The 25017-nt window shown below is 59.7% G+C and carries 23 protein-coding genes and 1 tRNA gene; 12 read left to right on the top strand and 12 right to left on the bottom strand.

All coding sequences use genetic code 11. The features are described from left to right. Positions 1 to 263: 263 nt before the first annotated feature. The 3 genes from QD409_RS10080 to QD409_RS10070 all read right to left on the bottom strand — a co-directional run bounded on the left by QD409_RS10080 (position 264) and on the right by QD409_RS10070 (position 2548). The gene (locus tag QD409_RS10080) at positions 264 to 1331 is read right to left on the bottom strand and encodes an IS110 family transposase (protein WP_430762592.1); all 1068 of its coding nucleotides are present in this window, start codon (positions 1329 to 1331) and stop codon (positions 264 to 266) included. A gap of 152 nt (positions 1332 to 1483) precedes the next feature. Continuing rightward, on the bottom strand, positions 1484 to 1741 hold the full coding sequence (gene grxC / locus QD409_RS10075) for a glutaredoxin 3 (protein WP_430762591.1): 258 nt from the start codon (positions 1739 to 1741) through the stop codon (positions 1484 to 1486). Positions 1742 to 1771: 30 nt separating this feature from the next. Next, positions 1772 to 2548 (bottom strand): ComF family protein, encoded by a 777-nt coding sequence (locus QD409_RS10070; RefSeq protein ID WP_430762590.1) that lies wholly within the window; start codon positions 2546 to 2548, stop codon positions 1772 to 1774. Positions 2549 to 2642: 94 nt separating this feature from the next. Here QD409_RS10070 and QD409_RS10065 point away from each other — a divergent pair, with 94 nt between their 5' ends. Then, positions 2643 to 3527 carry a methyltransferase domain-containing protein gene (locus QD409_RS10065; RefSeq protein ID WP_430762589.1) on the top strand — a complete coding sequence of 295 codons (885 nt, stop codon included), beginning with the start codon at positions 2643 to 2645 and terminating at the stop codon, positions 3525 to 3527. An 85-nt stretch (positions 3528 to 3612) separates the two neighbouring features. Here the strand turns inward: QD409_RS10065 and QD409_RS10060 are convergent, their stop codons facing one another. The 6 genes from QD409_RS10060 to QD409_RS10035 all read right to left on the bottom strand — a co-directional run bounded on the left by QD409_RS10060 (position 3613) and on the right by QD409_RS10035 (position 8375). Next, entirely contained in the window at positions 3613 to 3795 is a 183-nt protein-coding gene (locus tag QD409_RS10060; RefSeq protein WP_092855919.1) for a Flp family type IVb pilin, read from the bottom strand. A gap of 93 nt (positions 3796 to 3888) precedes the next feature. Further along, complete coding sequence (locus QD409_RS10055; protein ID WP_004118019.1) at positions 3889 to 4203, bottom strand: hypothetical protein; 315 nt, start codon at positions 4201 to 4203, stop codon at positions 3889 to 3891. Positions 4204 to 4967: 764 nt separating this feature from the next. Continuing rightward, positions 4968 to 5381 carry an 8-oxo-dGTP diphosphatase MutT gene (mutT, locus tag QD409_RS10050; protein ID WP_092855921.1) on the bottom strand — a complete coding sequence of 138 codons (414 nt, stop codon included), beginning with the start codon at positions 5379 to 5381 and terminating at the stop codon, positions 4968 to 4970. Continuing rightward, on the bottom strand, positions 5378 to 6187 hold the full coding sequence (locus QD409_RS10045; protein WP_092855923.1) for a GNAT family N-acetyltransferase: 810 nt from the start codon (positions 6185 to 6187) through the stop codon (positions 5378 to 5380). The genes mutT and QD409_RS10045 overlap by 4 nt, the downstream gene beginning before the upstream one ends. Then, entirely contained in the window at positions 6168 to 7409 is a 1242-nt protein-coding gene (gene argJ / locus QD409_RS10040) for a bifunctional glutamate N-acetyltransferase/amino-acid acetyltransferase ArgJ (RefSeq protein ID WP_092855925.1), read from the bottom strand. Before argJ ends, QD409_RS10045 begins: the two co-directional genes overlap by 20 nt. A 63-nt stretch (positions 7410 to 7472) precedes the next feature. Next, positions 7473 to 8375 carry a peptidylprolyl isomerase gene (locus QD409_RS10035; protein WP_092855927.1) on the bottom strand — a complete coding sequence of 301 codons (903 nt, stop codon included), beginning with the start codon at positions 8373 to 8375 and terminating at the stop codon, positions 7473 to 7475. Between the two features lie 245 nt (positions 8376 to 8620). Between QD409_RS10035 and secA the strand changes: the two genes are divergently transcribed. Further along, positions 8621 to 11341, top strand: a complete 2721-nt coding sequence (secA, locus tag QD409_RS10030; protein WP_092855928.1) for a preprotein translocase subunit SecA — start codon at positions 8621 to 8623, stop codon at positions 11339 to 11341. A 101-nt stretch (positions 11342 to 11442) separates the two neighbouring features. On the opposite strand, the gene QD409_RS10025 is transcribed toward secA, so the two are convergent. Next, positions 11443 to 12072 carry a glutathione S-transferase family protein gene (locus tag QD409_RS10025; protein ID WP_430762588.1) on the bottom strand — a complete coding sequence of 210 codons (630 nt, stop codon included), beginning with the start codon at positions 12070 to 12072 and terminating at the stop codon, positions 11443 to 11445. A gap of 240 nt (positions 12073 to 12312) precedes the next feature. Between QD409_RS10025 and QD409_RS10020 the strand changes: the two genes are divergently transcribed. After that, positions 12313 to 13746: an oligosaccharide flippase family protein gene (locus QD409_RS10020; RefSeq protein ID WP_430762587.1), complete on the top strand. Its 1434-nt coding sequence runs from the start codon at positions 12313 to 12315 to the stop codon at positions 13744 to 13746. Beyond that, a complete protein-coding gene (locus QD409_RS10015; RefSeq protein ID WP_430762586.1) occupies positions 13743 to 15014 on the top strand; it encodes a GNAT family N-acetyltransferase in 1272 nt (423 codons plus the stop codon). Before QD409_RS10020 ends, QD409_RS10015 begins: the two co-directional genes overlap by 4 nt. Before the next feature lie 82 nt (positions 15015 to 15096). Here QD409_RS10015 and QD409_RS10010 read toward each other — a convergent pair whose 3' ends face one another. Further along, positions 15097 to 16743, bottom strand: a complete 1647-nt coding sequence (locus QD409_RS10010; RefSeq protein ID WP_430762585.1) for an AMP-binding protein — start codon at positions 16741 to 16743, stop codon at positions 15097 to 15099. 357 nt (positions 16744 to 17100) lie between these two features. Between QD409_RS10010 and QD409_RS10005 the strand changes: the two genes are divergently transcribed. Next, complete coding sequence (locus QD409_RS10005) at positions 17101 to 18081, top strand: aldo/keto reductase (protein ID WP_430762584.1); 981 nt, start codon at positions 17101 to 17103, stop codon at positions 18079 to 18081. Between the two features lie 224 nt (positions 18082 to 18305). Beyond that, positions 18306 to 19100: a class I SAM-dependent methyltransferase gene (locus QD409_RS10000; RefSeq protein WP_430762583.1), complete on the top strand. Its 795-nt coding sequence runs from the start codon at positions 18306 to 18308 to the stop codon at positions 19098 to 19100. A 47-nt stretch (positions 19101 to 19147) separates the two neighbouring features. Here the strand turns inward: QD409_RS10000 and QD409_RS09995 are convergent, their stop codons facing one another. Next, entirely contained in the window at positions 19148 to 19735 is a 588-nt protein-coding gene (locus QD409_RS09995; protein ID WP_430762582.1) for a TetR/AcrR family transcriptional regulator, read from the bottom strand. Positions 19736 to 19971: 236 nt separating this feature from the next. On the opposite strand from QD409_RS09995, the gene QD409_RS09990 reads away from it, so the two are divergent. The 6 genes from QD409_RS09990 (at position 19972) to QD409_RS09965 (ending at position 24886) form a co-directional block, all read left to right on the top strand. Beyond that, positions 19972 to 21270, top strand: coding sequence for an MFS transporter (locus QD409_RS09990; protein WP_430762581.1), 1299 nt, complete (start codon positions 19972 to 19974; stop codon positions 21268 to 21270). Positions 21271 to 21413: 143 nt separating this feature from the next. After that, positions 21414 to 21498, top strand: a tRNA-Leu gene (locus QD409_RS09985). A gap of 274 nt (positions 21499 to 21772) precedes the next feature. After that, positions 21773 to 22939: an ImmA/IrrE family metallo-endopeptidase gene (locus tag QD409_RS09980; protein WP_430762580.1), complete on the top strand. Its 1167-nt coding sequence runs from the start codon at positions 21773 to 21775 to the stop codon at positions 22937 to 22939. Beyond that, positions 22936 to 23430, top strand: coding sequence for a DUF4411 family protein (locus tag QD409_RS09975; RefSeq protein WP_430762579.1), 495 nt, complete (start codon positions 22936 to 22938; stop codon positions 23428 to 23430). Before QD409_RS09980 ends, QD409_RS09975 begins: the two co-directional genes overlap by 4 nt. A gap of 332 nt (positions 23431 to 23762) precedes the next feature. Then, on the top strand, positions 23763 to 24356 hold the full coding sequence (locus QD409_RS09970; RefSeq protein ID WP_430762578.1) for a YqaA family protein: 594 nt from the start codon (positions 23763 to 23765) through the stop codon (positions 24354 to 24356). Between the two features lie 17 nt (positions 24357 to 24373). Further along, positions 24374 to 24886 carry a disulfide bond formation protein B gene (locus QD409_RS09965; RefSeq protein WP_430762577.1) on the top strand — a complete coding sequence of 171 codons (513 nt, stop codon included), beginning with the start codon at positions 24374 to 24376 and terminating at the stop codon, positions 24884 to 24886. The last annotated feature ends 131 nt before the right edge of the window (positions 24887 to 25017 follow it).

Raw genomic sequence — 25017 nt, 5'->3', positions numbered from 1 at the left:
TCTCCAATGAAAGAACACAAGGGGTAAAACACCTTCAAGTGGCGGCTTTTCCTTGGGTTCGGTTATGGTTTGATCGGCATTGGCGCCGATCGGCTAACTCTCTTCCTTCCGCTGGACAGCGTGTTGCCGTCCTGCGGTTCTCGAACCAATCTCCAATACGTGACCTAATGCGTTAGCTTCGGTCACAGAGTGACGTTCGGCTCCCGGCTTCCCATTCTCCTTGATGAGCGCAGCCCAGTCCTGCCGGGCTCGCTAGACGACAGTCAGGACAGCCGGGATATCGTCGACGCGCCTTCCATGGTGCTGGTGTCGCGCGGCTCATAGGCGCGCTGGTCACGCAGGATCTGGAAGGCGATCGTCAAAAGTTTGCGTGCAATGGCCACGCGCGCCTTGTTTACTCCTCTGATCTTCAGGTGTTCGTATTGGGTGCGCAGCTGCGCATCGCTGGCGATAGCCGGGGCGACCGCTTCCACGAAGGCCCAGCGCAGCCACTTGTTGCCCTGCTTGATGATCTTGCCGTGATAGGTCTTACCGCCACTCGAATAGGTCGAGGGCACAAGCCCGGTATAGGCGGCGAGCTTCTTGGCATTGCGAAACCGCGATATGTCATCGATTTCCGCGTCGATCAGCCGGGCGAAGAACTCGCCGATGCCGGGGATCGTCTTCAACAGCTTCACATTGCCATTGGTTTTAGTCATCGCCCGGATCGTTGCTTCCGACTGCTTGATGCGCACGTCGATGTCGGCGATGAAGTCGAGGCCACGGTCGATCTGGATGCGGTCGATCTCTGAGACCTTCACCTGAGCCAATTGGACGCGGCCGGCCTTTCCGAACAGATCACTGAGCTTCTTCAACTGTGCCGTCTGCTCCGGATAGCGATCAAACACCGTGACGATCCGGTTTTTCGTCATCGTGCGCAGCCGCACGTAAAACATCCGCTCGCGCAGCGCGACACGCAGCTCGCGGGCCTTGTCGCTGGGTGCCCAGGCCTCCGGCACCAGGTCGGCTCGCAGCAGATGCGCCAGCACCGTCGCATCGATCTTGTCGGTCTTGATCTTGGCGTCGGCAATCGCCTTCACCTTCAAAGGATGGGCGAGAACGACATCGTCACAAATGTCGTCGAGCCAGTCATACATCACCATCCAGTTGCGCGTGGCCTCGACAACCGCGTGGCTGTTCTCGCGGTAGCGTTCGAGAAACCCGCCGAGCGACTGGCGATCGTTCATTACCCGGCCAGAGCGCAACGTCTTGCCGCTACTGTCCTGCACCACCAGATGGCTGTAGGATTTGTGGTAGTCGACACCGATATGGTAATCATAAGAGGCAGTCATGCTTCCAACTCCCTTGTTGAGATCTTCAAAACCCCAATAAGGTAAGCCGAAAGGCTGGAGGTGTGACTGTCCCTCGATCATCATCTGCATCTCAGTGATCCGTTCTATCCGTGGAGGCCGCCTCTTTCATGTCACCTCCCTTGCGAAGCGTCTTAGGCGGCCAGCATCGGATCGAGCTTGCCGGCCCGATCGAGCGCATGGATATCGTCGCAACCGCCGACATGCTCGTCATTGATGAAGATCTGCGGGAAGGTCGAGGCGCCGTTCGCCTTTGCAATCATCTGCTGCCGCATTTCGGGCGCATAGGTCGCATTGTGCTCGACATAGTCGACGCCCTTGGATTCGAGCAGGGACTTCGCGCGAGCGCAATAGCCGCAGAACTCACGCGTATAGATAACGACGGATGCCATAATCCACTCCAAAAAAACTCAGATTTATTGTCATATAAGATGGCCGACGACCCTTGCAAAGGTCAAAACAGTCACATCTGCCGCGCCGGCTTTCTTCAATGCGCGCGTCGCCGCGGCCACCGTCGCGCCCGTGGTATAGACGTCATCGACCAGCACGATACGCCGGCCGAACACATCGGCGGCCCGATGTTCGGAGACGGCGAATGCGCCCCGCACATTGTCCTGCCGCGCCTTGGCGCCGAGACCGACCTGCTGGCTCGTGCGCTTGACGCGCAACAGCGTCGCGGCAAGCAACGGCTTTCCAGAGAGGCGGGCAACATGGCGCGCCAGTTCGGCCGCCTGATTGTACTTGCGCGAAAACAAGCGGGCGCGATGCAAGGGCACCGGGACGATCGCGTCGCAGGCGGCGACCATGCCATCGCTGGCGCGCAGCATCCAGCCGGCCATCATCGGCGCCAGATCGGTGCGATCGCGATATTTCAGGCTGAGAATGAGATCACGCACGATGCCGTCGTGAACGGCGGCGGAGCGCAACCGGTCGAAGACAGGCGGATCGGCGATCGCCTCAGCACTGAGAATGCCTGCGCCGAGATCATGGGAAAACGGGCTGCCCAGAATTTCGCAATAGGGGCGCTCGATGAAACGGATGCCGGACCAGCAGGCAGGGCAAAGACCGCGATGCGCTCCGACCGCAACACCGCAACCGGAGCAAGCAGGCGGATAGAGCAGATCCGCCAGCACCTGCCAGGGCCTCGCCAGCCCGACCCGCAGCGTTGATAACGTGATTTCTCGCCCCATCATCCCCATATGATTGACACTAGCTTTTTCCCGCAGGCTTTGCGAAGGAAAACGCTAGTGCCCGGCACGCCCCGCCGAAATGACCATATTGCAGGAAAACGCCATGGAAATCGTGTTCGACCAAGCGCTGCTCGCGGCCCGCAAACAACGGGCGCTGAGACAAGGCGACCCGAAGGCGGCATTTCTACTCGATATTGCAGCAAGCGAACTGGCGGAACGGCTTTCCGTCATCGAACGGCGCTTCGATGAAGCAGTGGAGCTTCACGGAACGACCGGCGTCGCGGCACGCCTGGCATTGGCAACCGGCAAGATCGGCCATTTGCGCAGGATCGAAAACGTGGCAGATTTTGCGGCACCCGGCGAGGATGTCACCGAGGCGCCCCTTGAGGAATTGCCGCTGGAGGCCGATTCAGTCAACCTCGTCCTCTCCCCGCTCAACCTGCATGTCACCAACGACACGCCCGGCGTTTTCATCCAGATCCGCCGCGCTTTGAAGGCCGACGGCCTTTTCCTGGCGGCAATCCCGGGCTTGGGCACCCTGCAGGAGCTGCGCGAGGTACTGCTCGCGACCGAAATCGAACTCACGAGCGGCGCCAGCCCGCGCGTCATCCCTTTTGCCGATGTCCGCGATGTTGGCGGTCTGCTACAGCGAGCCGGCTTTACTCTTCCCGTGATAGACGCCGAAACCTACACGGTGCGTTACGACAATCTCTTTGCCTTGATGCGCGACCTGCGCGCCATGGGAATGACCAATCCGCTTGCCGAACGCAGCCGCGCGCCGCTGACACGCGCCTTTTTCCTGCGCGCGGCCGAACTCTATGCCGAACGCTATTCCGATGCCGATGGCAGGATCAGGGCGACTTTCTCGATCATCTATGTATCCGGATGGACCCCGCATGAGAGCCAGCAGAAGCCGTTGAAGCCGGGCTCGGCCAAGGCGCGGCTCGCCGATGCGCTCAAGGTCGAAGAGCACAAGCTGAAGCAATAAGGCGGGTCGCGCAAGAGCCGGAAACCCAAAGCGCAACCCCACGCCCCTGAAAGTTCGCGAGGCGCTTCAGGCAAACGCGATCGCCTCAATTCGAGGCGGTGGACGAGTCCTGAACCGTATTGGACAATAGGCTGAACGTGTTCGAAAGGCTGCCGCCAAAGGCGCCGACGCCGCTGATGATCGCAGCCGACATGAGGGCAGCGATGAGGCCGTACTCAATGACCGTGGCACCGGTCTTGTCATTGAAAAAACGCCGTACGGAACGCATAGGCTCAAAGCTCCCCAGCCGCAGCATTGGACATCAACATCTCGTGAATCCGATGCTCGTCATGGCATCTGGCAAGCTATGCTCATGCAACCGTCAGCAGCCGCTATCGGCTCCGTAACCTTGAACGATGCAGACCGAACCGGGCTCTTGCTGCAGCACGCTGCGGCGGATCGTGTAACGCTTGCCGTTTTCAGTCTGAGGAATTGAACCCGTCGTAATATTGTCGAGATCCGGCGCACTTGCAAGCACGCGCGACTTGGATTTGTCGGAGAGCATCGGCGTCAGGATAAGCGAAAGCGCGACCGCCGCCGTACCGAACAGCAGAGCGATATTCAACGCGCCCGTCTTGCGCGACGTGGAATAGGACTGCTCTTTTTCCTGAACAGCTTTCCAGAAATCGTCGTCCATTATGTCAAGCCTTCTTTAACGCACCCAACAATCGCTTGATTGAGAGAATTGAATGCCAGAAGGTCATAAACGATCCCTTAATATCCACATGCAAATTAATGAGACGTAAAATTCCGGGACAGTGCCTGATTCGAGTTATGGGCCTGATTTCAAATGGCTAATTTTTGTTAACCATACTTGCTATGAGCCGTCCTCGAATGCGCCAAATGTACGTGCCGCTAACTCATAAAAGATCCAGCGCATCATCAGGCGCCAGACCTTCCCTATAACGGCACGCATAAGAATAATCCCAGCTTCAATGCACCAATAAATTGATATTGACATTTACTCGCTCTGATGTGCGTTATGAGGTACATATCATTATCATAAGTTGTGTCTGAGCTAATATATGGCGGGGKTGTTTAAAGCCGTCGGCGGCCTCGTTGTCGCCCTCGCGATCGTGTTGGCCGTCTCGATGCTTTTCATCGGGGCATCGGCGGCCTTGTCGCGGGGCTGGTCGCGGCGCTCTTATATGCATTGTGTGGCGCCGTGATTTTTACCTTTGGATTGATGCTCGAGCATCTGGAGGCAATCCGCCGGGATTCAACCAGACAGTCGGAAATGCTGACGGAGTTGCTCCGGAGAACATCGAAGACAGAGCCTTCCCATCGAGAGGCTATGGCGAACAATCTCGACCAGCTCACCAAGTCGAACTTCCGCTTCAAAGAAATCTAACCCCAGGGCAATTCCAGCAGGGCAAATAGCGGAAGCACCTGAATTAGCTCTTAGAGCAGATCCTGTAGGAACGGGATCAGCGGCTCGTCGGCCGGCGGCATCGGGTAGTCGCGCAGGGCCTGCGGCCGCACCCATTTGAGCGCCTGCCCTTCCCGGCCATGCGGGATGCCTTCGTAACGCCGGCAGATATAAAGCGGCATCAGCAGATGGAAGGTTTCGTAGGTGTGGCTGGCAAAGGTCAGCGGCGCCAGGCAGGCAATTTTCGTCTGGATGCCGAGCTCTTCCTGCAGCTCGCGCACCAACGTCTCCTCAGGCGTCTCGCCGACCTCGACCTTGCCGCCGGGGAACTCCCAGAGGCCGGCCAGCGACTTGCCCTCAGGGCGTTGCGCCAGAAGAATGCGGCCATCCGTATCGATGAGCGCGCAGGCGGCAACGAGGACGATCTTGCGGCCAGTCTCGCTCATACGTCCTCCGGGGGGCGCCAATAGCAGTAGCGATAAGCCTCGCGGAACCCGAAACGGGTATAAAGCGCCAGTGCCGGCTCGTTGGTGGCGCCCACCTGCAGCCAGGCGGTCTTGGCGCTGCGCATCCGCGCCCAGCGCAGTGCGGACGTCAGGATCTCCGCGCCCAGGCCCTTGCGCCGATGCTGCGGCGAAACCGCAACCGACATCACGCCGGCAAGATCATTGTCCTGCACGCAAAGCGTCGTGGCCACAGGCCCGGCGTCGTCATTCTCGATGACGAAAAGACCCGAGGGCGGCTTGATGCTGCTCACCACCTCCGCCAGCGCAGGCTTCATGGCCGGATCGACCCCGTCAACCATCAGGCTGGCATCGACATAACGGCCGACATCATGGCTCGGCAGGTGATCCAGCATGTCAGGCAGCTCGAGATCAACGAGGTCGGCGATCATGACTATCGTCTCCTCAAACCGCGTCCAGCCGCGATCCCGCAGAAGATCGATGAGCTGCGGTGAGGCCAGCGGCGTCTCGCGCACCACCATCAGCCTGCCATAGGCTTCAAACTTTCGCTGCGCCTTCGCCAGCCGAATTTCGAGATCGCGATGATCAGAAGGATCGAGCGGCACGACCGAGTTGAGCCGCTTCGAGGGATGACCAGCTGTCAGCCGAACCTGCCAGCTGCCATCATACTGCACGGAAGAGGCAGGCCAGGCCCGGAAGCCGACGGCTTCGAGCCTGCGCACCAAGGGCAGTTTGTTTATCGTGGACTGCGCATGCATCAGCGAGGTATCAGCTCCGGTAGTCGCCATTGATGGCAACATATTCCTTGGTGAGGTCGCAGGTCCAGACCGTCGCGCGACCATTACCGAGGCCGAGATCGACCTTCACGGGAATATCCTGCTGCTTCATGACATTCGAGGCCGCTTCCTCGGAATAGGAAGCATCGCGCTCGCCGTTGACGGCAACGCGAACGTCGCCGAACCAGATGGCGAGCTTGTCGCGATCCGCCATCTCGCCGGCCTTGCCGACCGCCATGACGACGCGGCCCCAATTGGCGTCCTCGCCGGCAGCCGCGGTCTTGACCAGCGGCGAATTGGCGATTGAAAGCGCGATACGCTTGGCGGCAGCATCGTTTTCGGCGCCTGTTACAGTGATTTCGAGCATCTTGGTCGCGCCTTCGCCGTCGCGAACGACCTGAATGGCGAGATCCTTGAGCAGCTCGTTGAGTGCCGTGCGGAAGCCGGCAAGCTGCGGATCGTCCGCGCGATCTATATGCGCCTGCCCATCAGCTGCGGCAGCACCGGTGGCAAACAGCATCAGCGTATCGGAGGTCGAGGTATCGCTATCAACGGTCATGGAGTTGAAGCTCGGGCCAACACCATCGGAAAGCAGCACCTGCAGCGCGGAAGAGGAAATATCGGCATCCGTAACGACGAAAGAAAGCATCGTCGCCATGTCGGGCGCGATCATGCCGGCGCCCTTGGCAATGCCGTTGATGGTGACCTTGACGCCGCCGATGTCGGCGCTGCGCGTCGCGACCTTCGGATAGGTATCCGTGGTCATGATCGCCTTGGCGGCCTCGAACCAGAAATCGTTGACGGCATCCTTGGCCATGGTGTCGAGCACGCCGGCAAACTTGGTGGCATCAAGTGGCTCGCCGATGACGCCGGTGGAGGCGAGATAGACTTCGTTTTCACCGCAGCCAACGGCAGCAGCCGCAGACTTGGCGGTCAGCTCGGTCGCTTGGCGACCCTTGAGGCCGGTAAAGGCATTGGCATTGCCGGAATTGACGACGACGGCGCGCGCGCTGCCAAGGGCTAGGTTCTGCCGGCAGAAATCTACCGGAGCCGAAGGGCACTTCGATCGGGTGAAAACGCCGGCGACGGCTGCGGGCTTGTCGAAGACCATCAGCAGAACGTCGGTGCGGTTCTTGTACTTGATGCCGGCGGATGCGGTGGTCATCCGCACGCCGCGAAGCGCGGGCATGGAAACGAAAGATTTGGGAGCGAGCGGGGAAACGGAACCGGACATGAGAGCCACCTAATAGTGAAGAGCCCGGAAAATCCGGGCCCTGATGATCCTGTTTGCGATTGCTTACTGCTGCGGCTGAACGCCAGGCGCAACGGCGTCGTCCGCCGGAGCCGCGTCCTGCTGCTTCTGCGCATCCTCATAGGCCTTGCTGAGCGCCGGGTCGCTGATGGCGACCTTGCTGTCCTGCTTGGCCTTATTCAGAAGCTCAAGATACTTGTCGCGCATGACGAGCTGACGAACCTGGTCCTTGACCTGCTCGAACGGCGGAGGAGGAGCATTGCGCTTGTCCTCGACCTTGATGACGTGCCAGCCGAAATCGGTCTTGACCGGCGTCTTGGTGTAGGTACCAACAGGCAGAGCGAATGCGGCGTCTTCGAATTCCTTGACCATGCGGCCGTGGCCGAAATAGCCGAGATCACCGCCATCAGCCTTGTTCGGATCCGTGGACTTTTCCTTGGCGAGCGCTGCGAAATCCTTGCCGCCATCGAGTTCCTTGATGATTGCCTTGGCTTCGTCCTCGGTCTTCACCAGGATGTGGCGGGCATGCACTTCTTCCTGCTTCGGCAGGGCAGCGACTTCCTTGTCGTAGCGAGCCTTGACTTCGTCATCCTTGATGGCGTCGGCAACATGCGCCTTGAAATAGGAGTTGTGCAGCTCGCGATCACGCAGATAGGCCATGTGCGCCTGGAAATCCGGCGTCTGGTCGAGCTTTTCGGCAGCAGCCTTCTGGGACAGCAGCTTCACGTCGATCGAAGCGGAAAGCGCGGCGACCTTCTTCTGGTCGTCCGGAAGCTGGCCGAGCTGCGGATCGAGGTTGGCAATCGCCAGATCGAGCTCGGACTGGTGGATTTCGACATCGCCGACCTTGGCGACAACGGGATCCTTGGCGTCAGCAGCAAAAGCCGGCGCCTGGAAGGTAATGATCGTTGCGAAAGCAACCGCGGCAAGTTTGTTGTACTTCAACATAAGATAACCCTTCGGTGGTCTCGACCGGCTCGACAGATGGGAATCCGGCGTGAAAAAGCCTTCAGCAGGAGAATGTGGCCTTTGTGTATCGGCCAAATCCCGTTGACATCAATCGACCCCCCTCTTATCTGTCACGCAACCTCGCGTCCAGAACAGTTTCCGGCCGTTTTGTGCTATACTCCCGTTTTTTTGGGAGTGGATAAAGCAGAGAACGGCCGGATGAAATCTCAGAAAGGACCAGTCACATGGTCAGCCTAGGTGGAATTGCCCGCAAGTTGTTCGGCTCGTCCAACGACCGCCGGGTTAAGTCGTTCCAGCCGAATGTCGTTGCCATCAATGCACTCGAACAGCAGATGCGTGCGCTGTCCGATGAGGCTTTGGCCGCCAAGACGGTTGAGTTCCGCCAGCAGCTTGCCGACGGCAAGACGCTCGACGACCTCCTCGTCCCCGCCTTTGCGGTGGCACGCGAGGCGTCGCGCCGCGTTCTCGGCATGCGACCTTTTGACGTACAGCTCGTCGGCGGCATGATCCTTCATTCCAACGCCATCGCCGAAATGAAGACCGGCGAAGGCAAGACGCTCGTGGCGACCCTGCCGGTCTATTTGAACGCGCTCGCCGGCAAGGGCGTGCATGTAGTCACGGTCAACGACTACCTGGCACAGCGCGACAGCGCCACCATGGGCCGCCTCTACAGCTTCCTCGGGCTGACCACGGGCGTCATCATCCATGGCCTGTCCGACGAAGAGCGGCGCGACGCCTATGCCTGCGACATCACCTACGGCACCAACAACGAGCTCGGCTTCGACTATCTGCGCGACAATATGAAGTATGATCGCGGACAGATGGTCCAGCGCGGCCACAGCTTCGCCATCGTCGACGAAGTGGACTCCATTCTGGTCGACGAAGCACGCACGCCGCTGATCATTTCAGGCCCGCTTGACGACCGCTCCGATCTTTACACGACGATCGACGCCTTTATCCCGCGCCTTTCGAAGGAAGATTACGAAATCGACGAAAAGCAGCGCTCGGCCAATTTCTCGGAAGAAGGCACCGAGAAGCTGGAAAATATGCTGAACGCAGCCGGTCTGCTGAAGGGTGAATCGCTGTACGACGTCGAGAATGTCGCGATCGTCCACCACATCAACAATGCGCTCAAGGCCCACAAGCTCTTCCAGCGCGACAAGGACTATATCGTTCGCAACGACGAAGTCGTCATCATCGACGAATTCACCGGCCGAATGATGCCGGGCCGCCGCTATTCGGACGGCCAGCACCAGGCCCTGGAAGCCAAGGAACGGGTGCAGATCCAGCCGGAAAACCAGACGCTGGCGCAGATCACCTTCCAGAACTACTTCCGCATGTACGGCAAGCTCGCCGGCATGACCGGTACGGCGTCGACGGAAGCGGAAGAATTCGGCAACATCTACGGCCTCGACGTGATCGAGGTGCCGACCAACCTGCCGATCCAGCGTATCGACGAGGATGACGAAGTCTATCGGACGCATGAAGAGAAATACAAGGCGATCATCGCGGAAATTCTGGACGCGCATAAGCGTGGCCAGCCGGTGCTCGTCGGCACCACATCGATCGAAAAGTCGGAACTTCTCGCCGACCTCATGCGCAAGCAGGGCTTCAACAATTTTCAGGTTCTGAACGCCCGCTACCATGAACAGGAAGCCTATATCGTTGCCCAGGCCGGCGTTCCCGGCGCAGTGACGATCGCTACCAACATGGCTGGCCGCGGTACCGACATCCAGCTCGGCGGCAACCTCGAAATGCGTGTCGAGCGCGACCTGCACGAAGTCGAGCCCGGTCCGGAGCGCGACGCCGCGATCGCCAGGATCGCCGAGGAGATCAAGGAGCTCAAGCAGAAGTCGCTTGCCGCCGGCGGTCTCTACGTCATCGCCAGCGAACGCCATGAAAGCCGCCGTATCGACAACCAGCTCCGCGGCCGTTCCGGCCGTCAGGGCGACCCCGGCCGCTCGAAGTTCTATCTGTCGCTTCAGGACGACCTGATGCGCATCTTCGGCTCCGACCGCATGGATGGCATGCTGCAGAAGCTCGGTCTCAAGGAAGGCGAGGCCATCGTCCATCCCTGGATCAACAAGGCTCTGGAACGCGCCCAGAAGAAGGTCGAAGCCCGCAACTTCGATATCCGCAAGAACGTCCTGAAGTACGACGACGTGCTGAACGACCAGCGCAAGGTCATCTTCGAACAGCGCGTCGAACTGATGGATGCCACCGATCTCTCCGAAACCGTCGGCGACATGCGCCACGAGGTCATCGAGGATCTGGTTTCCAAGCATATCCCCGAACGCGCCTATGCCGAACAGTGGGACGCCGACGGCCTGAAGGCTGGCGTTGCCAACTTCTTCGACCTCGACATGCCGGTCCACGACTGGGTCAAGGAAGAAGGCATCGCCGAAGACGATATCCGCACCCGCCTGACCGAAGCAGCCGACAAGGCCGCAAATGAGAAGGCCGAGCGCTTCGGCCCCGAGATCATGACCTATGTCGAGCGCTCTATCGTGCTGCAGACCCTGGACAATCTCTGGCGCGAGCACATCGTCAACCTCGACCATCTGCGTTCGGTCATCGGCTTCCGTGGCTATGCGCAGCGCGACCCGCTGCAGGAATACAAGGCTGAAGCTTTCGAGCTGTTCCAGTCCCTGTTGAACAATCTGCGCCAGGCCGTCACCGGCCAGCTTTCGCGCGTCGAACTCGTGCAGCAGCCGGCCGAGCCGGAAACCCCGCCGATGCAGGGCCGTCACATCGACGCATCTACCGGCGAAGACGAATTCGCCCCGTTCAACCTGGCGAGCGAAAGCTTCGTGCCTCCGGAAAGCCGCGACCCGCGCAACCCAGCAACCTGGGGTCGCATCGGCCGCAATGAGGCCTGCCCCTGCGGCTCCGGCAAGAAATACAAGCATTGCCACGGCGCCTTCGAAAGCACCGAAGTCGTCTGACGTTTCGCAAGCCGGTAGCAATGACCAGAATGCCGCCCGTTGGGCGGCATTTTAGTTTGCAGTGAACTATGATCCGACATGGCGACTGACGAACGTCGTGCTCAGACGGCGGAATGCGGATCGTCGCCGTATAGGTAGACCGGATAGCCAGGGCCGATAACCTCCGAAACGCGATCGAACCAAGCGATGAGCGTCGGATAGCCGGAGAGGATAAAGCCGCAGTCCGCCGCTCTATGTGCGTAGGCGTAGACCGCTATATCCGCGATCGAAAACTCCTTACCGGCGAGAAACGGCGCACTCTTCAGCCCACGCTCGAGCGCGGCAAGAGCACGCAAGGCGCCCGCGCGTTTGACTTCAACTAGAGCTGAATTGAGTTCCAGCCGCTCCGTCAGCGTCCAGAAGCGCAGCGTGCCGATAACCGGTTCGACGTGATACTGCTCGAAAAACAACCACTGCATGACCTTGGCGCGCTGATATTGGTCCGCCGGAAGAAACTGCGTGCCTTCGGCGACATAGCTGAGGATAGCGTTCGATTCAGCGATTGTGCGCCCATCCTCCAGTTCGAGAACGGGGATGCCGCCTGCCGGATTGAGATCGAGAAAAGCATCTGTGCGCCCCTCACCTTCGAAAATCGATACCAAACGGGTGCGGTATGGAATATCCAGCAATCCGAACAGAACCCTGGCCTTCCAGCCGTTCTGCGACGGCAAATAGTCGTAAAGCGTGAGCATGCGACTCTCCTCTGGTGGTCCATCGATTCTGCATGACGACTTGGTCTCCGCCACCCGTTTCCTGCGTCGGCTTCCTGCTCAGATCGGCGGTAAGCCCATGGCATCCAACGGTTGCTTTTTGGCCGGTCGACAGACAACCGGCCCCATCGGCAAACGTCGCTTTTAGGTATAGAACGAACCTATTCTTAACCCTCCTCTGCCAAGACTAGGGCGAGTTCGGGATCATATTTAAAGTATTGCGTGTTGATTATGGCGGTCTTTCAAACAGCGGAGAGAATGCTGCCGCCCGCAGTGCGGGCTGTGCTGGCACCGTATCTGCGCAAGCTCGCCACTCTCCTTGTCAGCCGTGACGAAAAGGCCGTTTCACAGCGGATGGCGCTGATTGCCTTCGCCATTCGGATCGTCGGTGCAGCCCTCGCCTTCCTGTCGCAGATCATCCTCGCCCGCCTGATGGGTACGTTTGAATACGGCGTCTTCGTCTTCGTCTGGGTGCTGATGATCCTGTTCGGCAACCTTGCCTGTCTCGGCTTCCCGACCGCCATCATCCGCTTCCTGCCGCAATATGACGCGAGCGGCGATCATAGTGCCCTTCGCGGCCTCAATGCCACGGCCCGGCTGTTCGTCGTCGCGCTTTCCGGCACGCTTGCCTTGCTCGCGGCCATCCTGGTCTATGCCTTGCGTGGCGCCATCGAGCATTATTACGTCATGCCGATCCTGCTCGGCCTGATCGCTGTGCCGATGATCGCGCTGGGTGACGTTCTCGACGGCACGGCCCGCGCCAAGCACTGGCCGATCATGGCATTGAGCCCAACTTTCCTGATCCGCCCGACGCTGATCCTTCTCTTCATGGTCGCTGCCGTTCTTGCCGGCGCGCCGCGCGATGCGATCACAGCCATGTCAGCGGCGCTGGCTGGCGCGTTTACGAGCGTCCTGCTCCAGTATCTGGTCGTGTCGCTCCGTCTGCGCCGCCACTATCCAAGCGGCGCGAAAACCATCGAGTTCAAAACCTGGCTGACCGTCGCCTTTCCGATTTTTCTGGTGGAGGGCGTCGGATATCTCTTCACCAATTCCGACGTCATCGTGGTCGGGATCTTCCTCGATCCGGAGGAAGTTGCCGTCTATTTCGCCGCCGCCAAGACCATGGCTCTGGTTCATTTCATCTATTTCGCCGTCAAAGCGGCCATCGGCCCCCGCTTCGCAACCATCATCGCCGAAAACGACCAAGCCAAGCTCGCAGCCTTCGCCATCGAAGCGACCCGCTGGACCTTCTTTCCCGCGCTCGCCCTCGGCCTTGCCGTTCTGGCCGCCGGGCAGCTTCTGCTGTCACTCTTCGGCTCTGCTTTCATCGAAGGCCAGATCGTGATGGCGATCCTTTTCTGCGGCATCCTCGCCAAGGCATTGGTCGGTCCGGCCGAAGTACTGCTGACCATGGCGGATAAACAAACGATCTGCGTCTATCTCTATGCCGTCGCGCTTGTTGCCAATATCGGCCTGAACATCATCTTCATCCCGCGTTTCGGTATCGAGGGTGCGGCCATGGCTGGTGCCGCCGCCATGGCGCTCGAAGCCTTGCTCCTGCACATTGCCGTGCGCAAATCGCTCGGCATCACACTTTTCGCCCTCATCCGCCGCCCAACGGCGTCAACGACAACAAGCGGGCTCTCTAGACCATGACGCGCCCTCCCTATACCCAAACCACCGACAGCCAGGTCAATGCCCTGACGCATACGCTCGCAGCGCTGCACTTCGAAACGCCGAAGGCGGAAGCTCGGGTCGAGGTCGGCAGGTCCGGTCGCGAGCTCTGCCTTTATCCCGGCAAGCTCGGCTATGAGCTGCAGGACGAGTTGGATTTTCTGTCCAATCGCGCCATGGAGCCCAACGTCTTCTTTTCCGGCCGCTTCCTGGCGCCCGCCATGCCGCGCCTTGAAGATCGGCAAGTCCGTCTTGCATTGATGCGCGATAATAACAGCACGCGCAGCCGCATACGTCTGCTGATGCCCTTCACGGTTGACAAGCCGGGCTTTGCGATCGGCCCCTCGATCATCCGCGTCTGGTCGAACTCCTTCGGCCCGCTCGGCACACCGCTGGTCGATGCCGAGGATGCTGGCGAAACGCTCGACAACCTCTTCGAAGCACTTGCGCGACCTGAGCTGCGCCTGCCGACGGCGCTCGTGCTGCCGGACCTGCGCCTCAACGGCCGTTTCGCCCAGATGGCCAAGGTCGTCGCCATAGGCCGCAATCTGCCCATCACCGTGGCAAACGCCTTCCAGCGCCCCATGCTCGACAGCAATGAGGATGCTATCGCCTATCTCAAGCGAACGATTTCCAACGCCCATCTGCGCGAGATGCGCCGCCAATGGCGGCTGCTGGAGAGCCAGGGCGAGGTCGCCTATCACGTCGCGCGTCAACCCCGCGACATTCACCTGCGCATGGAAGAATTCCTGGCGCTGGAGGCAAGCGGCTGGAAAGGCAAGAAGCGCACTGCGCTGGTCACCGACCGCCATCATGCCGCCTTCGCCCGCGAAGCGATCTCCAACCTCGCAGCCATCGACGCCGTCCGTATTCACACCATCGATCTCAACGGCAAGGCCATCGCCTCGATGATCGTGCTGATCATGGGCGGTGAGGCCTATACCTGGAAAACGGCCTATGACGAGGCCTATGCTCGCTATTCGCCTGGCAAGCTGCTGATGGGCGAGCTGACGGAGTGGCATCTCGACGACGCCAACGTCGTTCGCTCCGATTCCTGCGCCATCTCTGATCATCCGATCATGAGCCGCTTCTGGCACGAGCGCGAGGACATGGGCACGCTGATCATCGGTCTGACACCGAATGGTGACCGCGACGTCCGGCAGATCGCCACCCAACTGCATATGTATCGCAGCACCCGTAACATGGCGAAGCTGCTGCGCGAAAAGATCCTGTCGCTTACCAAGCGCTAAAGCAATTCCTGCAGAAGTGCGCGGCGGCTCTGCGTCCCGAACTGCGTGAAAACAAAGAGATAGAGCATTTCCGTGACTCCGTTTAAGACGGAAATACTCTATCTTCGGCGACTGCCCGCTCGCGCAGCAAGCGGCGGATCACCTTGCCCGAAGTGGTCAATGGCAGCGCATCGACGAATTCGATCTCGCGCGGATATTCGTGCATGGAAAGCCGGGTCTTCACCCATTCGCGGATTTCGGCCGCCAATGCCTCGCTCGGCTCGCGACCGGGCACGAGAACGACATAAGCCTTGACGATTTCCGTTCGCACCGCATCCGGCTTGCCCACTGCCGCGGCGAGCTGCACGGCGGGATGGCCGCCGAGACAATCCTCGATTTCGCTCGGACCGATGCGATAGCCCGACGAGGTGATGACGTCGTCGTCGCGGCCGATGAAGGAAATATAGCCATCCGCATCCTGTCGGCCGATATCGCCGGTTAACAGCCAGTCGTTGGCGAATTTCGCCTCCGTCGCCTTCTCGTTTTGCCAATAGCCGAGGAACATCACCGGATCGGGCCGCTTGATCGCGATCTGCCCGCTCTCTCCCACAGGAACCTCGACGCCATCGGCATCGACGATCGCGACCTGATGGCCCGGCACTGATTTGCCCGTCGCCCCGCCGCGGCTAACACCGAAGGCGGCGCTGGAGGCGAGTACGAAATTGCACTCGGTCTGGCCGAAGAATTCATTGACGCTGACATCGAGTGCCGACCGCGCCCATTCGAAGGTTTCGCGACCGAGCGCCTCGCCTGCCGAACCGATCGTGCGGAGCTTGAGGTTATAACGCGCCCGCGGATTATCGACAGCCTTCAGCAATCGCAGTGCCGTCGGCGGAATGAAGGCATTGCGCACCTCCATCTCGGCCATGATACGGAAGGCCATGTGCGGATCGAACTTCTGCGCAGGAGACGAGACGACGGGAACGCCGAGCATCAGGCTCGGCAAAAGCGCATTCAGAAGGCCGCCTGCCCAGGCCCAGTCCGACGGCGTCCAGAGCCGATCGCCGACTTGCGGAAAGCCTTCATGGGCGAACTGCATGCCCGGAATATGCCCCGGCAGGACGCGATGTCCATGGAGCGCACCTTTCGGCGGCCCGGTCGTGCCCGAGGTGAAGATCATCAATGCGGGATCGTCCGGACCGGTATCCGCCACTTCGAACAAGGACGGATGCGCCGCCACCAGATCGGCAAAGCTGAAGACGCCATTTTCCGCGCCGTCGATGCAGATCACCTGTGTCAGTTCGGGTAGCCGGTCCCTGATGGGACGCAGCCGCTCGAGGCCGAACCGGTTGGTCACGATTGCCGACGCCCCGGAAGTCTTCAAACGGTATTCCAGCGCCTCCGCACCGAAGAGCAATGCCAGCGGCAGGGCGATCGCCCCCATCTTATAGATCGCCATATGCGCCACGACCGTCTCGAAACTCTGCGGCAGCAACAGCGCCACGCGATCTCCGCGATGCACGCCGAGTGCGACAAGCGCATTGGCGAAAGAAGCGGAGCGATCTCGCAACTCGCCATAGGTCATGGAAGAGTGATTGCCGTCCGGATTGAAATGTTGGAGGCAGACCCGATCGGGCTCGCGCTCGGCCCAGGCATCGCAAACAGCATGTCCTATGTTGAATTTCGCCGGAATCTCCCAGCGAAAGTCGCGATAGAGGGCTTCATAAGTATCACGCGGGGGCAATTTCATGCGAAATTCCAAAAATGGTGCGGTGCAGCTAACACCTGTCGCCCCTGGGGTTCAAGGAAACATTTGAGATTGCCGTCTTCCCCGGCGGACGAATCGTCTTATTTATTGAAGAATACTTCGAAGCTCTTCACGAACTGACGCACCAACCGGCGGCAAGCTTGGCCCGCCGATTTACTTTAGAGCAATTCCTGGAAAAGTGCGCAGCGGTTTTCCGTCCGGAGTTGCGTAACAATAAAGAGATAGAGCGGTTCAGAGATTCCATGAAGAGCTGAACCGCTCGAGGTGACGCACGCATTCCGCCCGCCCCTCGACGGCGGGCCTCATTGCGCCGGATAATCGAATGGACGGAGAATATCGATGGAACACGTAAAGCTTGGCAGAACCGGTCTTGAAGTTTCGCGCATCTGCCTGGGTTGCATGACCTATGGCGACCCAGACAAGGGCACGCATGCCTGGTCATTGAAGGAGGAGGAAAGCCGCCCGCTGCTGCGTCAGGCGATCGAGGCCGGCATCAATTTTCTCGACACGGCCAACACCTATTCCAACGGCTCCTCGGAGGAAATCGTTGGCCGCGCCATCAAGGATTTCGCGCGCCGCGATGATATCGTGCTCGCCACCAAGGTCTTCAACCGCATGCGCCCCGGCCCGAACGGTGCCGGCCTGTCGCGCAAGGCGATCTTCGATGAGATCGACAACAGCCTGCGTCGCCTCGGCACCGACTATGTCGATCTCTACCAGATCCATCGCTGGGACTATACGACGCCGATCGAGGAAACGCTGGAAGCGCTGCATGATGTGGTCAAGGCCGGCAAGGCCCGCTACATCGGCGCCTCTTCCATGTACGCCTGGCAATTCGCTAAGGCGATCTACACCTCGCGCCTGAACGGCTGGACGGAGTTCGTCAGCATGCAGGATCACTTGAACCTGCTCTATCGCGAAGAGGAGCGCGAGATGCTGCCCTTCTGCGAGGACCAGAAGATTGCTGTCATTCCCTGGAGCCCGCTCGCCCGCGGCCGGCTCACCCGCGATTGGGACGAGGCCACGGCCCGCACGCAATCCGACGAATTCGGCAAGACGCTCTACACCCAGGCGCTCGAAGCGGACCGCAAGATCGTCGATGCCGTCGGCACTGTGGCCAAGGCGCGCGGCATCCCGCGGGCGCAGGTGGCGACCGCCTGGATCCTGCAAAAGAGCGCCGTAACCGCACCGATCGTCGGCGCCTCCAAGCCCGGCCACATCACGGATGCCGTCGCCTCCCTGGAAGTCAAATTGACGCCGGAGGAAATCGAGGCGCTGGAATCGCCCTATGTCCCGCATGGGGTTGCGGGGTTCAAGTGAGCTGGGGTTTGGAGCGGGTCAGGCAAGGACAATGATGCCGCATCTGTTTGCCTGGCCCCTCACCCCAGCCCTCTCCCCGCAAGCGGGGAGAGGGCTGGGGTGAGGGGCACTCCCAACCTCTAAAGCCGCTTGAACCGTTGCAAATCGCGCAAAAGTGACTTCACGAGCAGGTTACAGTTGAGGCTTAACTGGTCAAGGTTCCTTACCCCCGAGGATGATGATCCATGATCACAGTTCCATTCGACGCGCGGCGCTTTCAGTCGACCGCGGCCTATTACCTGCGTTATCGCATCCCCTATCCGGACAAGCTGATTACGCGCGTTGCCGAGCGCAGCGGCCTGAAGCCCGGCGATCATATTCTGGATCTCGGCTGCGGTCCCGGGCAGCTCGGGATTGCTTTCGCGCGGCTGCAGGGCGCCGCCGTCACGGCCATGGATCCGGAGCCAGAAATGCTCGCCGAAGTCGAGGCCGGCGCGAAAGCGACCGGCGCGGACGTCACTATCCGGCAGGGCTCCTCCTACGATCTCGGCCCCGATATCGGCCGTCTGCACCTTTGCATCATGGGCCGCTCCTTCCACTGGATGGACAGGCCGGCAACGCTTGAGGCCTTGGACAGGCTAATCGAGCCGGGCGGCGCCGTCGTTCTCTTCCACGACAAGAGCATCCTGGCGGAGCCGGATTGGCGCGGGATCCTCGAACCGCTGGCGGAAATCTATTCGCCCGAACGCCATGCGGATCGGCTGCTGCGCAAGAGCAATGCATGGGCACCGCATGAGGCCATGCTGCTGGCTTCGCCCTTCCGCAATCTCGAGCGCATTGGCATCGTCTCGGAATATACAAGAGGTATCGAGGACATCGTCGGCCGCATCTTCTCGATGTCGTCAACCTCGCCTCAGGCGCTCGGGGAAAAGGCGGCTGATTTCGAAGCTGCCTTGCGCGCCAGGCTTCTGGAAGCCGCACCTGACGGCAAGTTCAGGGAAATTGTCGAGGCGAACGGGCTGCTCGCCTTCCGCGATTGAATTCGTGGACATCAAGCCGGCGGGCAAAGCACCCGGCCGCCTTGGGCTCAGGCCTCATCCTTATCCGGCTGGGGCGTCAGCTCCTGCCGGGTCGCCGACAGGAATTCCTGCGACAGCTCGGGACTATCCATCGCCCGCGCCAGAATGACGGCGCCGACCATGGCCGAGAGGCTGGCGAAAGCCTTGCGGCGGCGATCCTCCGGCGTCTCGCCAGGAACGATCTCCGCGAGAACCTCCACCAATCCTACGAGGCCGCCGGTAAAGGTGGACTGCATTTCAGGGCCGTGGCGGCTGACCTCCTGCGTCAGCGCCGCGAAAACGCAGCCGGTCGCATGCTCGACTACATTGCGATGCGAGAGATAGTGAGCCAGCAGCGCTTCCAGCGGCTGATCGGGCGAGCTTGCCGCCACCTGTTTCCAGCGCTCCAGCGAGCGGGCCACCAGCGCCTTGCTCGCCTCGCAGGCTAGCTCGTCCTTCGAATCGAAATGGCCGTAGAAGCCGCCATGCGTCAGTCCGGCAGCCTTCATGATGTCGGCAACGCCGATGCCGTCGAAACCCTTCTCGCGAAAGAGCTCCCCTGCCACGGCAAGGATCTTCTCGCGGTTCTCAGCGAATTTTTCCCGGCTCACTCTCATCAAAAAACTCCATCAGAGCATCAATAAATCTGTATTGACAATTTACATGATGACCATCATCAATACAAAACAAATATGATAACAATCATGTAAATGCCTTTGCACAAACGTTCAAGCCGGGAGAACGGCAAGACGCTAGAAGCGGATACGGTACCCCCTGGCCGTCCGCGATCGAGCGCTCTCGCAACTCTCTCGTTTCAGACGTCAAGCCACGCAACTTTATCGGAACGCACCCCATGGTTTCCACTGCCCTTGCTTCGACGCTCGCCCGGCGCAACATCCACTATGGATGGGTCGTCGTCGCCGCCACCTTTCTCACCATGCTCGTCACGGCCGGCGCCATGGGCGCGCCCGGCGTGCTCATCAAGCCGCTGGAAGATGAGTTCGGCTGGAGCACCTCCTCCATCTCCTCGGCGCTTGCCGTCCGATTGTTGCTGTTCGGCCTGATGGGTCCGTTTGCCGCTGCCTTTATGAACCATTTCGGCGTGCGCAAGGTCATCGTCTTCGCGCTGGGCACCATCTGCGTCGGCTTCATCGGCTCGCTCTTCATGACCCAAGTCTGGCAGCTGCTACTATGCTGGGGCATCATCATCGGCTTCGGCACTGGCCTCACCGCCATGGTGCTGGCGGCGACCGTCTCGACGCGCTGGTTCACCAAGCATCGCGGCCTCGTCATCGGCATGCTCTCGGCAAGCTCGGCCACGGGACAGCTCGTCTTCCTGCCGCTGATGGCCGAGCTGACAACGCGCTACGGCTGGCGCGCAACCGTGATCTTCGTCTGCGGCATGATCGTCGTTGCCGCCTTCGTCGTGCTGCTTTTGATGCGTGACCGCCCCTCGGACGTCAATCTGCCGCTGGTCGGCGAAGTGCACATCACGCCTCCGCCGCCGGCCACCAGAAACCTGAAGGCCGCGCTCGCCTCGCCGATCGCAATTCTGCGGGAGGCCTCCACGACCTCTACCTTCTGGATCCTGTTTGCCACCTTCTTCATCTGCGGCCTGTCGACCAACGGCCTGATCCAGACGCACTTCGTCACCCTCTGCGGCGATTTCGGCATCGTGCCGGTGGCGGCCGCCAGCGTGCTCGCCGTTATGGGCATCTTCGATTTCTTCGGCACGATCGGCTCCGGCTGGCTCTCGGACCGCTTCGACAATCGCTGGCTGCTTTTCTGGTATTACGGCCTGCGCGGCCTGTCGCTGGTCTATCTGCCCTTCAGCAACTTCACCTTCTACGGCCTGTCGATTTTCGCCGTCTTCTATGGACTCGATTGGATCGCCACCGTGCCGCCGACCGTCAAGATCGCCGCCGACCGTTTTGGCCGCGAAAGGGCCGGACTCGTCTTCGGCTGGGTCTTTGCCGGCCACCAGCTCGGCGCCGCCACCGCCGCCTATGGCGCCGGCCTCACCCGCACGGAACTCAACACCTACCTGCCCGCCTTCTTCGTCGCCGGCGCCTTCTGCCTGCTCGCCGCGATCCTCGCGATCACGCTGCAAAAGTCCGGCTCCACCACCAAGGGCCCGGCCATGGCTCATTGAGCTCCAAACGGCAAAAAGCCCATGGCGTCCACCCACGCCATGGGCCAAACCGCAACCCTGCGGAAACACTCGCAATATCTGCCGCACCCGGCTTGCGCGCCGAGCCGATCACATGCTAGACAGCCGCCTCGTCATGATCCGTTGCCCCATTGGCGGAATTGGTAGACGCGCTCGACTCAAAATCGAGTTTCGAAAGAAGTGCTGGTTCGACTCCGGCATGGGGCACCATTTTTCTCAAGCAACCGCATAGAAAACACGCGAAATTAGCTTCGCCTAATTGTTTATATACCCTCGTAATCTATCTTTGCTTGATGCGGGGCTAAATCTTCTTGCCCATGCCGGCAGCCGATCTACCTCGACCTCCTATTGCCCAAGTCGACTTGACGGGCCTCGCCTTAGCCACCACATCAAAAAAGTTGCCCGTAATGGCCTGCGCAAGCTTCCATAAACAAATTCTGCTATGTATCACAGAACCTGTCGCGGCCTTGGACGTTCCATCGGCATGAGTGAAGCGCTGATCAATGAAAAGATACTGGCTTGGGCCGTAAATCGCGCCGATATGCCACTCGACGCCGTTGCCAAAAAGGTGCCGGTGAAGCCTGAGCGATTGGCCGAATGGCTTGAGGGCATTGAACGACCTACATTTCGCCAGGCTAAGTCGCTTTCCTCCGTGTTGCACATCCCGTTTGGCTACCTTTTTCTGAAGGAGCCACCAGAGGAAGAATTGCCGATTCCCGATCTTAGAACGGTCGGAAGCGACCCTTCCAAGCGCCTGGATGCGAATTTCAAGGATCTGCTCAATGACATCCTCTTCAAGCGGGATTGGTTCAAAGACTATTTGATAGCCTATGATGATCCCAAGCTCGCCTTCGTGAGCAGGTTCTCCAAGGACGCTGATCCGGAAATGGTTGCCGCTGACATTCGCAAAACGCTGTATGGAACCTCTGGAGAGCCGACAACAGCCAATTGGGAGACACACCTTCGAATGCTAATCGGCAAGGCCGAGGATGCTGGCATATGGGTTATCCGGAACGGTATTGTTGGAAGTAACACCCATAGGCCTTTGTCCGTTAGCCAGTTCCGCGGATTTGCTATAAGTGATCCGTTGGTGCCGCTGATCTTTATCAACGGTAGAGACGCCAAAGCTGCGCAAATTTTTACGCTTGCGCACGAGCTTGCGCACATATGGATCGGCACCAGCGGAGTTTCGAACGTCTTCATAGGTGAGTCCGACTATGGCGTTAGCCGAGCAATAGAGCAGAAGTGCAATCAGATCGCCGCCGAGTTTCTGGTTCCGAAAGACGGCTTTGCAAGCCGTTGGGATCACGAATCCTCTGTCATCAGCAATACCGATCGATTGGCGAGGATCTACAAGGTGAGCCGTATCGTTATCGCTCGCCGTGCATTCGATTTGGGGCTTATCGACGAGAGCCATTACAAAAGCTTCTATGCGTTCGAAAGCGCTGGCTGGGAGGAAGCAAAAGCAGATAGTGAAAGCGGCGGCAGCTTTTACAACAACCTCCCGCTGCGCAACGGAATAAGATTCACCAACGCGGTGATGACGCAAGCGATGAGCGGGCGCCTGTTACTGAAACATGCCGCAACCCTTCTAAACACCCAACCGGCCACGCTTATGGCCTTCCACAATAAAACACGAGCTGCGCAATGAATTTCCTGCTCGATACGAATGTCTTTATCGAAGCAAAAAATCGCTATTATGCATTCGACATTTGCCCCGGCTTTTGGGACTGGATGGATACTGCCTGCGGTGAAAAAGTTGCCTCTATCGTGAACCTCAGGGATGAGCTGACTCGCGGAGATGACGAGCTGTCGGCGTGGGCGCATGATCGAAAAGATGCTGATTGGTTCTTGAAGGTCGACGACGGTGAAACTCAGGTCAATTTCGGAGAAATCGCTAGCCACATCTCGTCTGGACAATATACAACGCAGGCTGTTGCAAAATTTCTTGACGATGCTGATCCATGGCTGATCGCGAAAGCAAGGAGCATGGGCGCTACGGTGGTCACTCATGAGTTGCCCAGCCCAAATTCGAAAAGGAGGGTTCTGATCCCCGATGTCTGCAACGCCTTTGATGTGAAATACATCAACATGTTTGATGCGTTGCGGGGGTTCTCCACCCAGTTTACCTGGTCCGCCTAATCATTGTTTGCCCCCGATGGCCCGCATTTCACAACGGGAGCCCCCATCGAGGCTAGACATATCCAGGTGCATGGCGCATTGGTCACGAAACGCTCATGATCGGTATAGCCTCGCCAGCTTCCTGTATGTCTATCGCGTCGTCCGTGTTGTTCTAAACGAAATACGTGCCGAGTATTACTGAGAACGACGGCTGAAAGCGTGAGATCGCTACCTCTCCATAGCCCCCACCATCACGAAAAATTTTGATTTTCTGCGGCTTCCGTCAGCCCCCGACCATTTACAGCCATAATCCTGCCCCCTAAAGGTTTGCAACGCAGCAAAAAGGGGCCCTCATGCTTCGTAAACTTTACGATTGGACCATGTCGCTCGCCGGCCGCAAATCGGCGGAAATCTGGTTGGCCGTTATCGCCTTCGTCGAGAGTTCCATCTTTCTCGTTCCGGCTGACGTCCTGTTCCTGCCGATGTCGCTCGCCAAGCCCGAGCGCGCCTGGCGCTATGCACTGACGGCGACGGTCGCCTCCGTGCTTGGCGGCATTGCCGGCTGGGCGCTCGGCTATTACGCCTTCGAGACCATCGCCAAGCCGATCCTCGAATTCTACGGCAAGCTCGACGCCTTCAACCAGATGAGCGCTGGCGTCACCTACGGATGGGTTCTGCTGCTGCTGGTCACATCGGGCCTGGCACATCTGCCGCCGATCAAGGTGGTGACGATCCTGTCCGGCGTCGCCCATATCGATCTCGGCCTGTTCATCGTCTCGGCCATCGTCGCCCGCGGCGCGCGCTTCTTCTTCCTGGCGTTCCTGCTGCGCCGCTATGGCGAATCCATCCGCCATTTCATCGAGAAGCGCCTCGGCCAGATCGTCATGGCAGCCGCCGCCGTTCTCATCGCCCTTTACGGCATCTTCCATTTTGCCCTGGCAAGTTGACCAAGGAGCCACCTAGCATGTCCACGACTTCGCCTTTCTCCCGCGCCGGCCTCGGCTATAGTGCATTGCTGACGATCGGCATGGTCGTCGTCATCGGCTCGGCGCTCGGCTTCGAGCACATCGGCGGCTATATCCCTTGCGCGCTCTGCCTGGAGCAGCGCCAGCCCTATTATTACGGCATTCCAGTCGCGATCGTCGCGGCCCTGACGGCCGTTGCCGGCCTGCCCTCCTGGATCACCCGCGGCCTGCTGATCATTGCCGGCCTGATGATGGTTGTCGGCGGCGGCATCGGCGTCTATCACTCAGGCGTCGAATGGCACTTCTGGGAAGGCCCGACCACCTGCTCGACATCCGCCAGCAGCGTCACGCAGAATGCCGGCGACCTGCTCGGCCAGCTGAACAGCATCAAGGGCCCATCCTGCACAGAAGCAGCCCTTCGCGTCCTCGGCCTGTCGATGGCCGGCTGGAATGTGATCGCCAGCGTGATTCTGGCAGCGATCGCATTTGTTGGGGCGAAGAAGGCGGCGTGATCTTTGGCCAGACGGCCGCGATCCATCGTATGCCGTGGCTCTGATACCCCCTCTCTGTCGCTGTCGCGACATCTCCTCCACAAGGCAGGGCAATCGCACATGAGGTCGCTCGTCGGTGCAATCTCCTTCTC

This window comes from Rhizobium sp. BR 315, assembly GCF_050577975.1.
GTDB lineage: Bacteria > Pseudomonadota > Alphaproteobacteria > Rhizobiales > Rhizobiaceae > Rhizobium > Rhizobium miluonense.
The sequence above is the reverse complement of the archived record's forward strand: the minus strand, read 5'-3'. Positions and strand labels throughout refer to the sequence as shown.

Coding starts and splice junctions, on each gene's coding strand:
- QD409_RS10005 (WP_430762584.1), top strand. CDS start 17,101: ATGGAACACGTAAAGCTTGGCAGAACCGGTCTTGAAGTTTCGCGCATC.
- QD409_RS10025 (WP_430762588.1), bottom strand. CDS start 12,072: ATGCTCACGCTTTACGACTATTTGCCGTCGCAGAACGGCTGGAAGGCC.
- QD409_RS10045 (WP_092855923.1), bottom strand. CDS start 6,187: ATGGCGACTACCGGAGCTGATACCTCGCTGATGCATGCGCAGTCCACG.
- QD409_RS10015 (WP_430762586.1), top strand. CDS start 13,743: ATGACGCGCCCTCCCTATACCCAAACCACCGACAGCCAGGTCAATGCC.
- QD409_RS09975 (WP_430762579.1), top strand. CDS start 22,936: ATGAATTTCCTGCTCGATACGAATGTCTTTATCGAAGCAAAAAATCGC.
- QD409_RS09965 (WP_430762577.1), top strand. CDS start 24,374: ATGTCCACGACTTCGCCTTTCTCCCGCGCCGGCCTCGGCTATAGTGCA.
- QD409_RS09990 (WP_430762581.1), top strand. CDS start 19,972: ATGGTTTCCACTGCCCTTGCTTCGACGCTCGCCCGGCGCAACATCCAC.
- QD409_RS10035 (WP_092855927.1), bottom strand. CDS start 8,375: ATGTTGAAGTACAACAAACTTGCCGCGGTTGCTTTCGCAACGATCATT.
- QD409_RS10000 (WP_430762583.1), top strand. CDS start 18,306: ATGATCACAGTTCCATTCGACGCGCGGCGCTTTCAGTCGACCGCGGCC.
- QD409_RS10080 (WP_430762592.1), bottom strand. CDS start 1,331: ATGACTGCCTCTTATGATTACCATATCGGTGTCGACTACCACAAATCC.
- grxC (WP_430762591.1), bottom strand. CDS start 1,741: ATGGCATCCGTCGTTATCTATACGCGTGAGTTCTGCGGCTATTGCGCT.
- argJ (WP_092855925.1), bottom strand. CDS start 7,409: ATGTCCGGTTCCGTTTCCCCGCTCGCTCCCAAATCTTTCGTTTCCATG.
- QD409_RS10060 (WP_092855919.1), bottom strand. CDS start 3,795: ATGCGTTCCGTACGGCGTTTTTTCAATGACAAGACCGGTGCCACGGTC.
- secA (WP_092855928.1), top strand. CDS start 8,621: ATGGTCAGCCTAGGTGGAATTGCCCGCAAGTTGTTCGGCTCGTCCAAC.
- QD409_RS10055 (WP_004118019.1), bottom strand. CDS start 4,203: ATGGACGACGATTTCTGGAAAGCTGTTCAGGAAAAAGAGCAGTCCTAT.
- QD409_RS09980 (WP_430762580.1), top strand. CDS start 21,773: ATGAGTGAAGCGCTGATCAATGAAAAGATACTGGCTTGGGCCGTAAAT.
- QD409_RS10065 (WP_430762589.1), top strand. CDS start 2,643: ATGGAAATCGTGTTCGACCAAGCGCTGCTCGCGGCCCGCAAACAACGG.
- QD409_RS10010 (WP_430762585.1), bottom strand. CDS start 16,743: ATGAAATTGCCCCCGCGTGATACTTATGAAGCCCTCTATCGCGACTTT.
- QD409_RS10070 (WP_430762590.1), bottom strand. CDS start 2,548: ATGGGGATGATGGGGCGAGAAATCACGTTATCAACGCTGCGGGTCGGG.
- QD409_RS09995 (WP_430762582.1), bottom strand. CDS start 19,735: ATGAGAGTGAGCCGGGAAAAATTCGCTGAGAACCGCGAGAAGATCCTT.
- QD409_RS09970 (WP_430762578.1), top strand. CDS start 23,763: ATGCTTCGTAAACTTTACGATTGGACCATGTCGCTCGCCGGCCGCAAA.
- mutT (WP_092855921.1), bottom strand. CDS start 5,381: ATGAGCGAGACTGGCCGCAAGATCGTCCTCGTTGCCGCCTGCGCGCTC.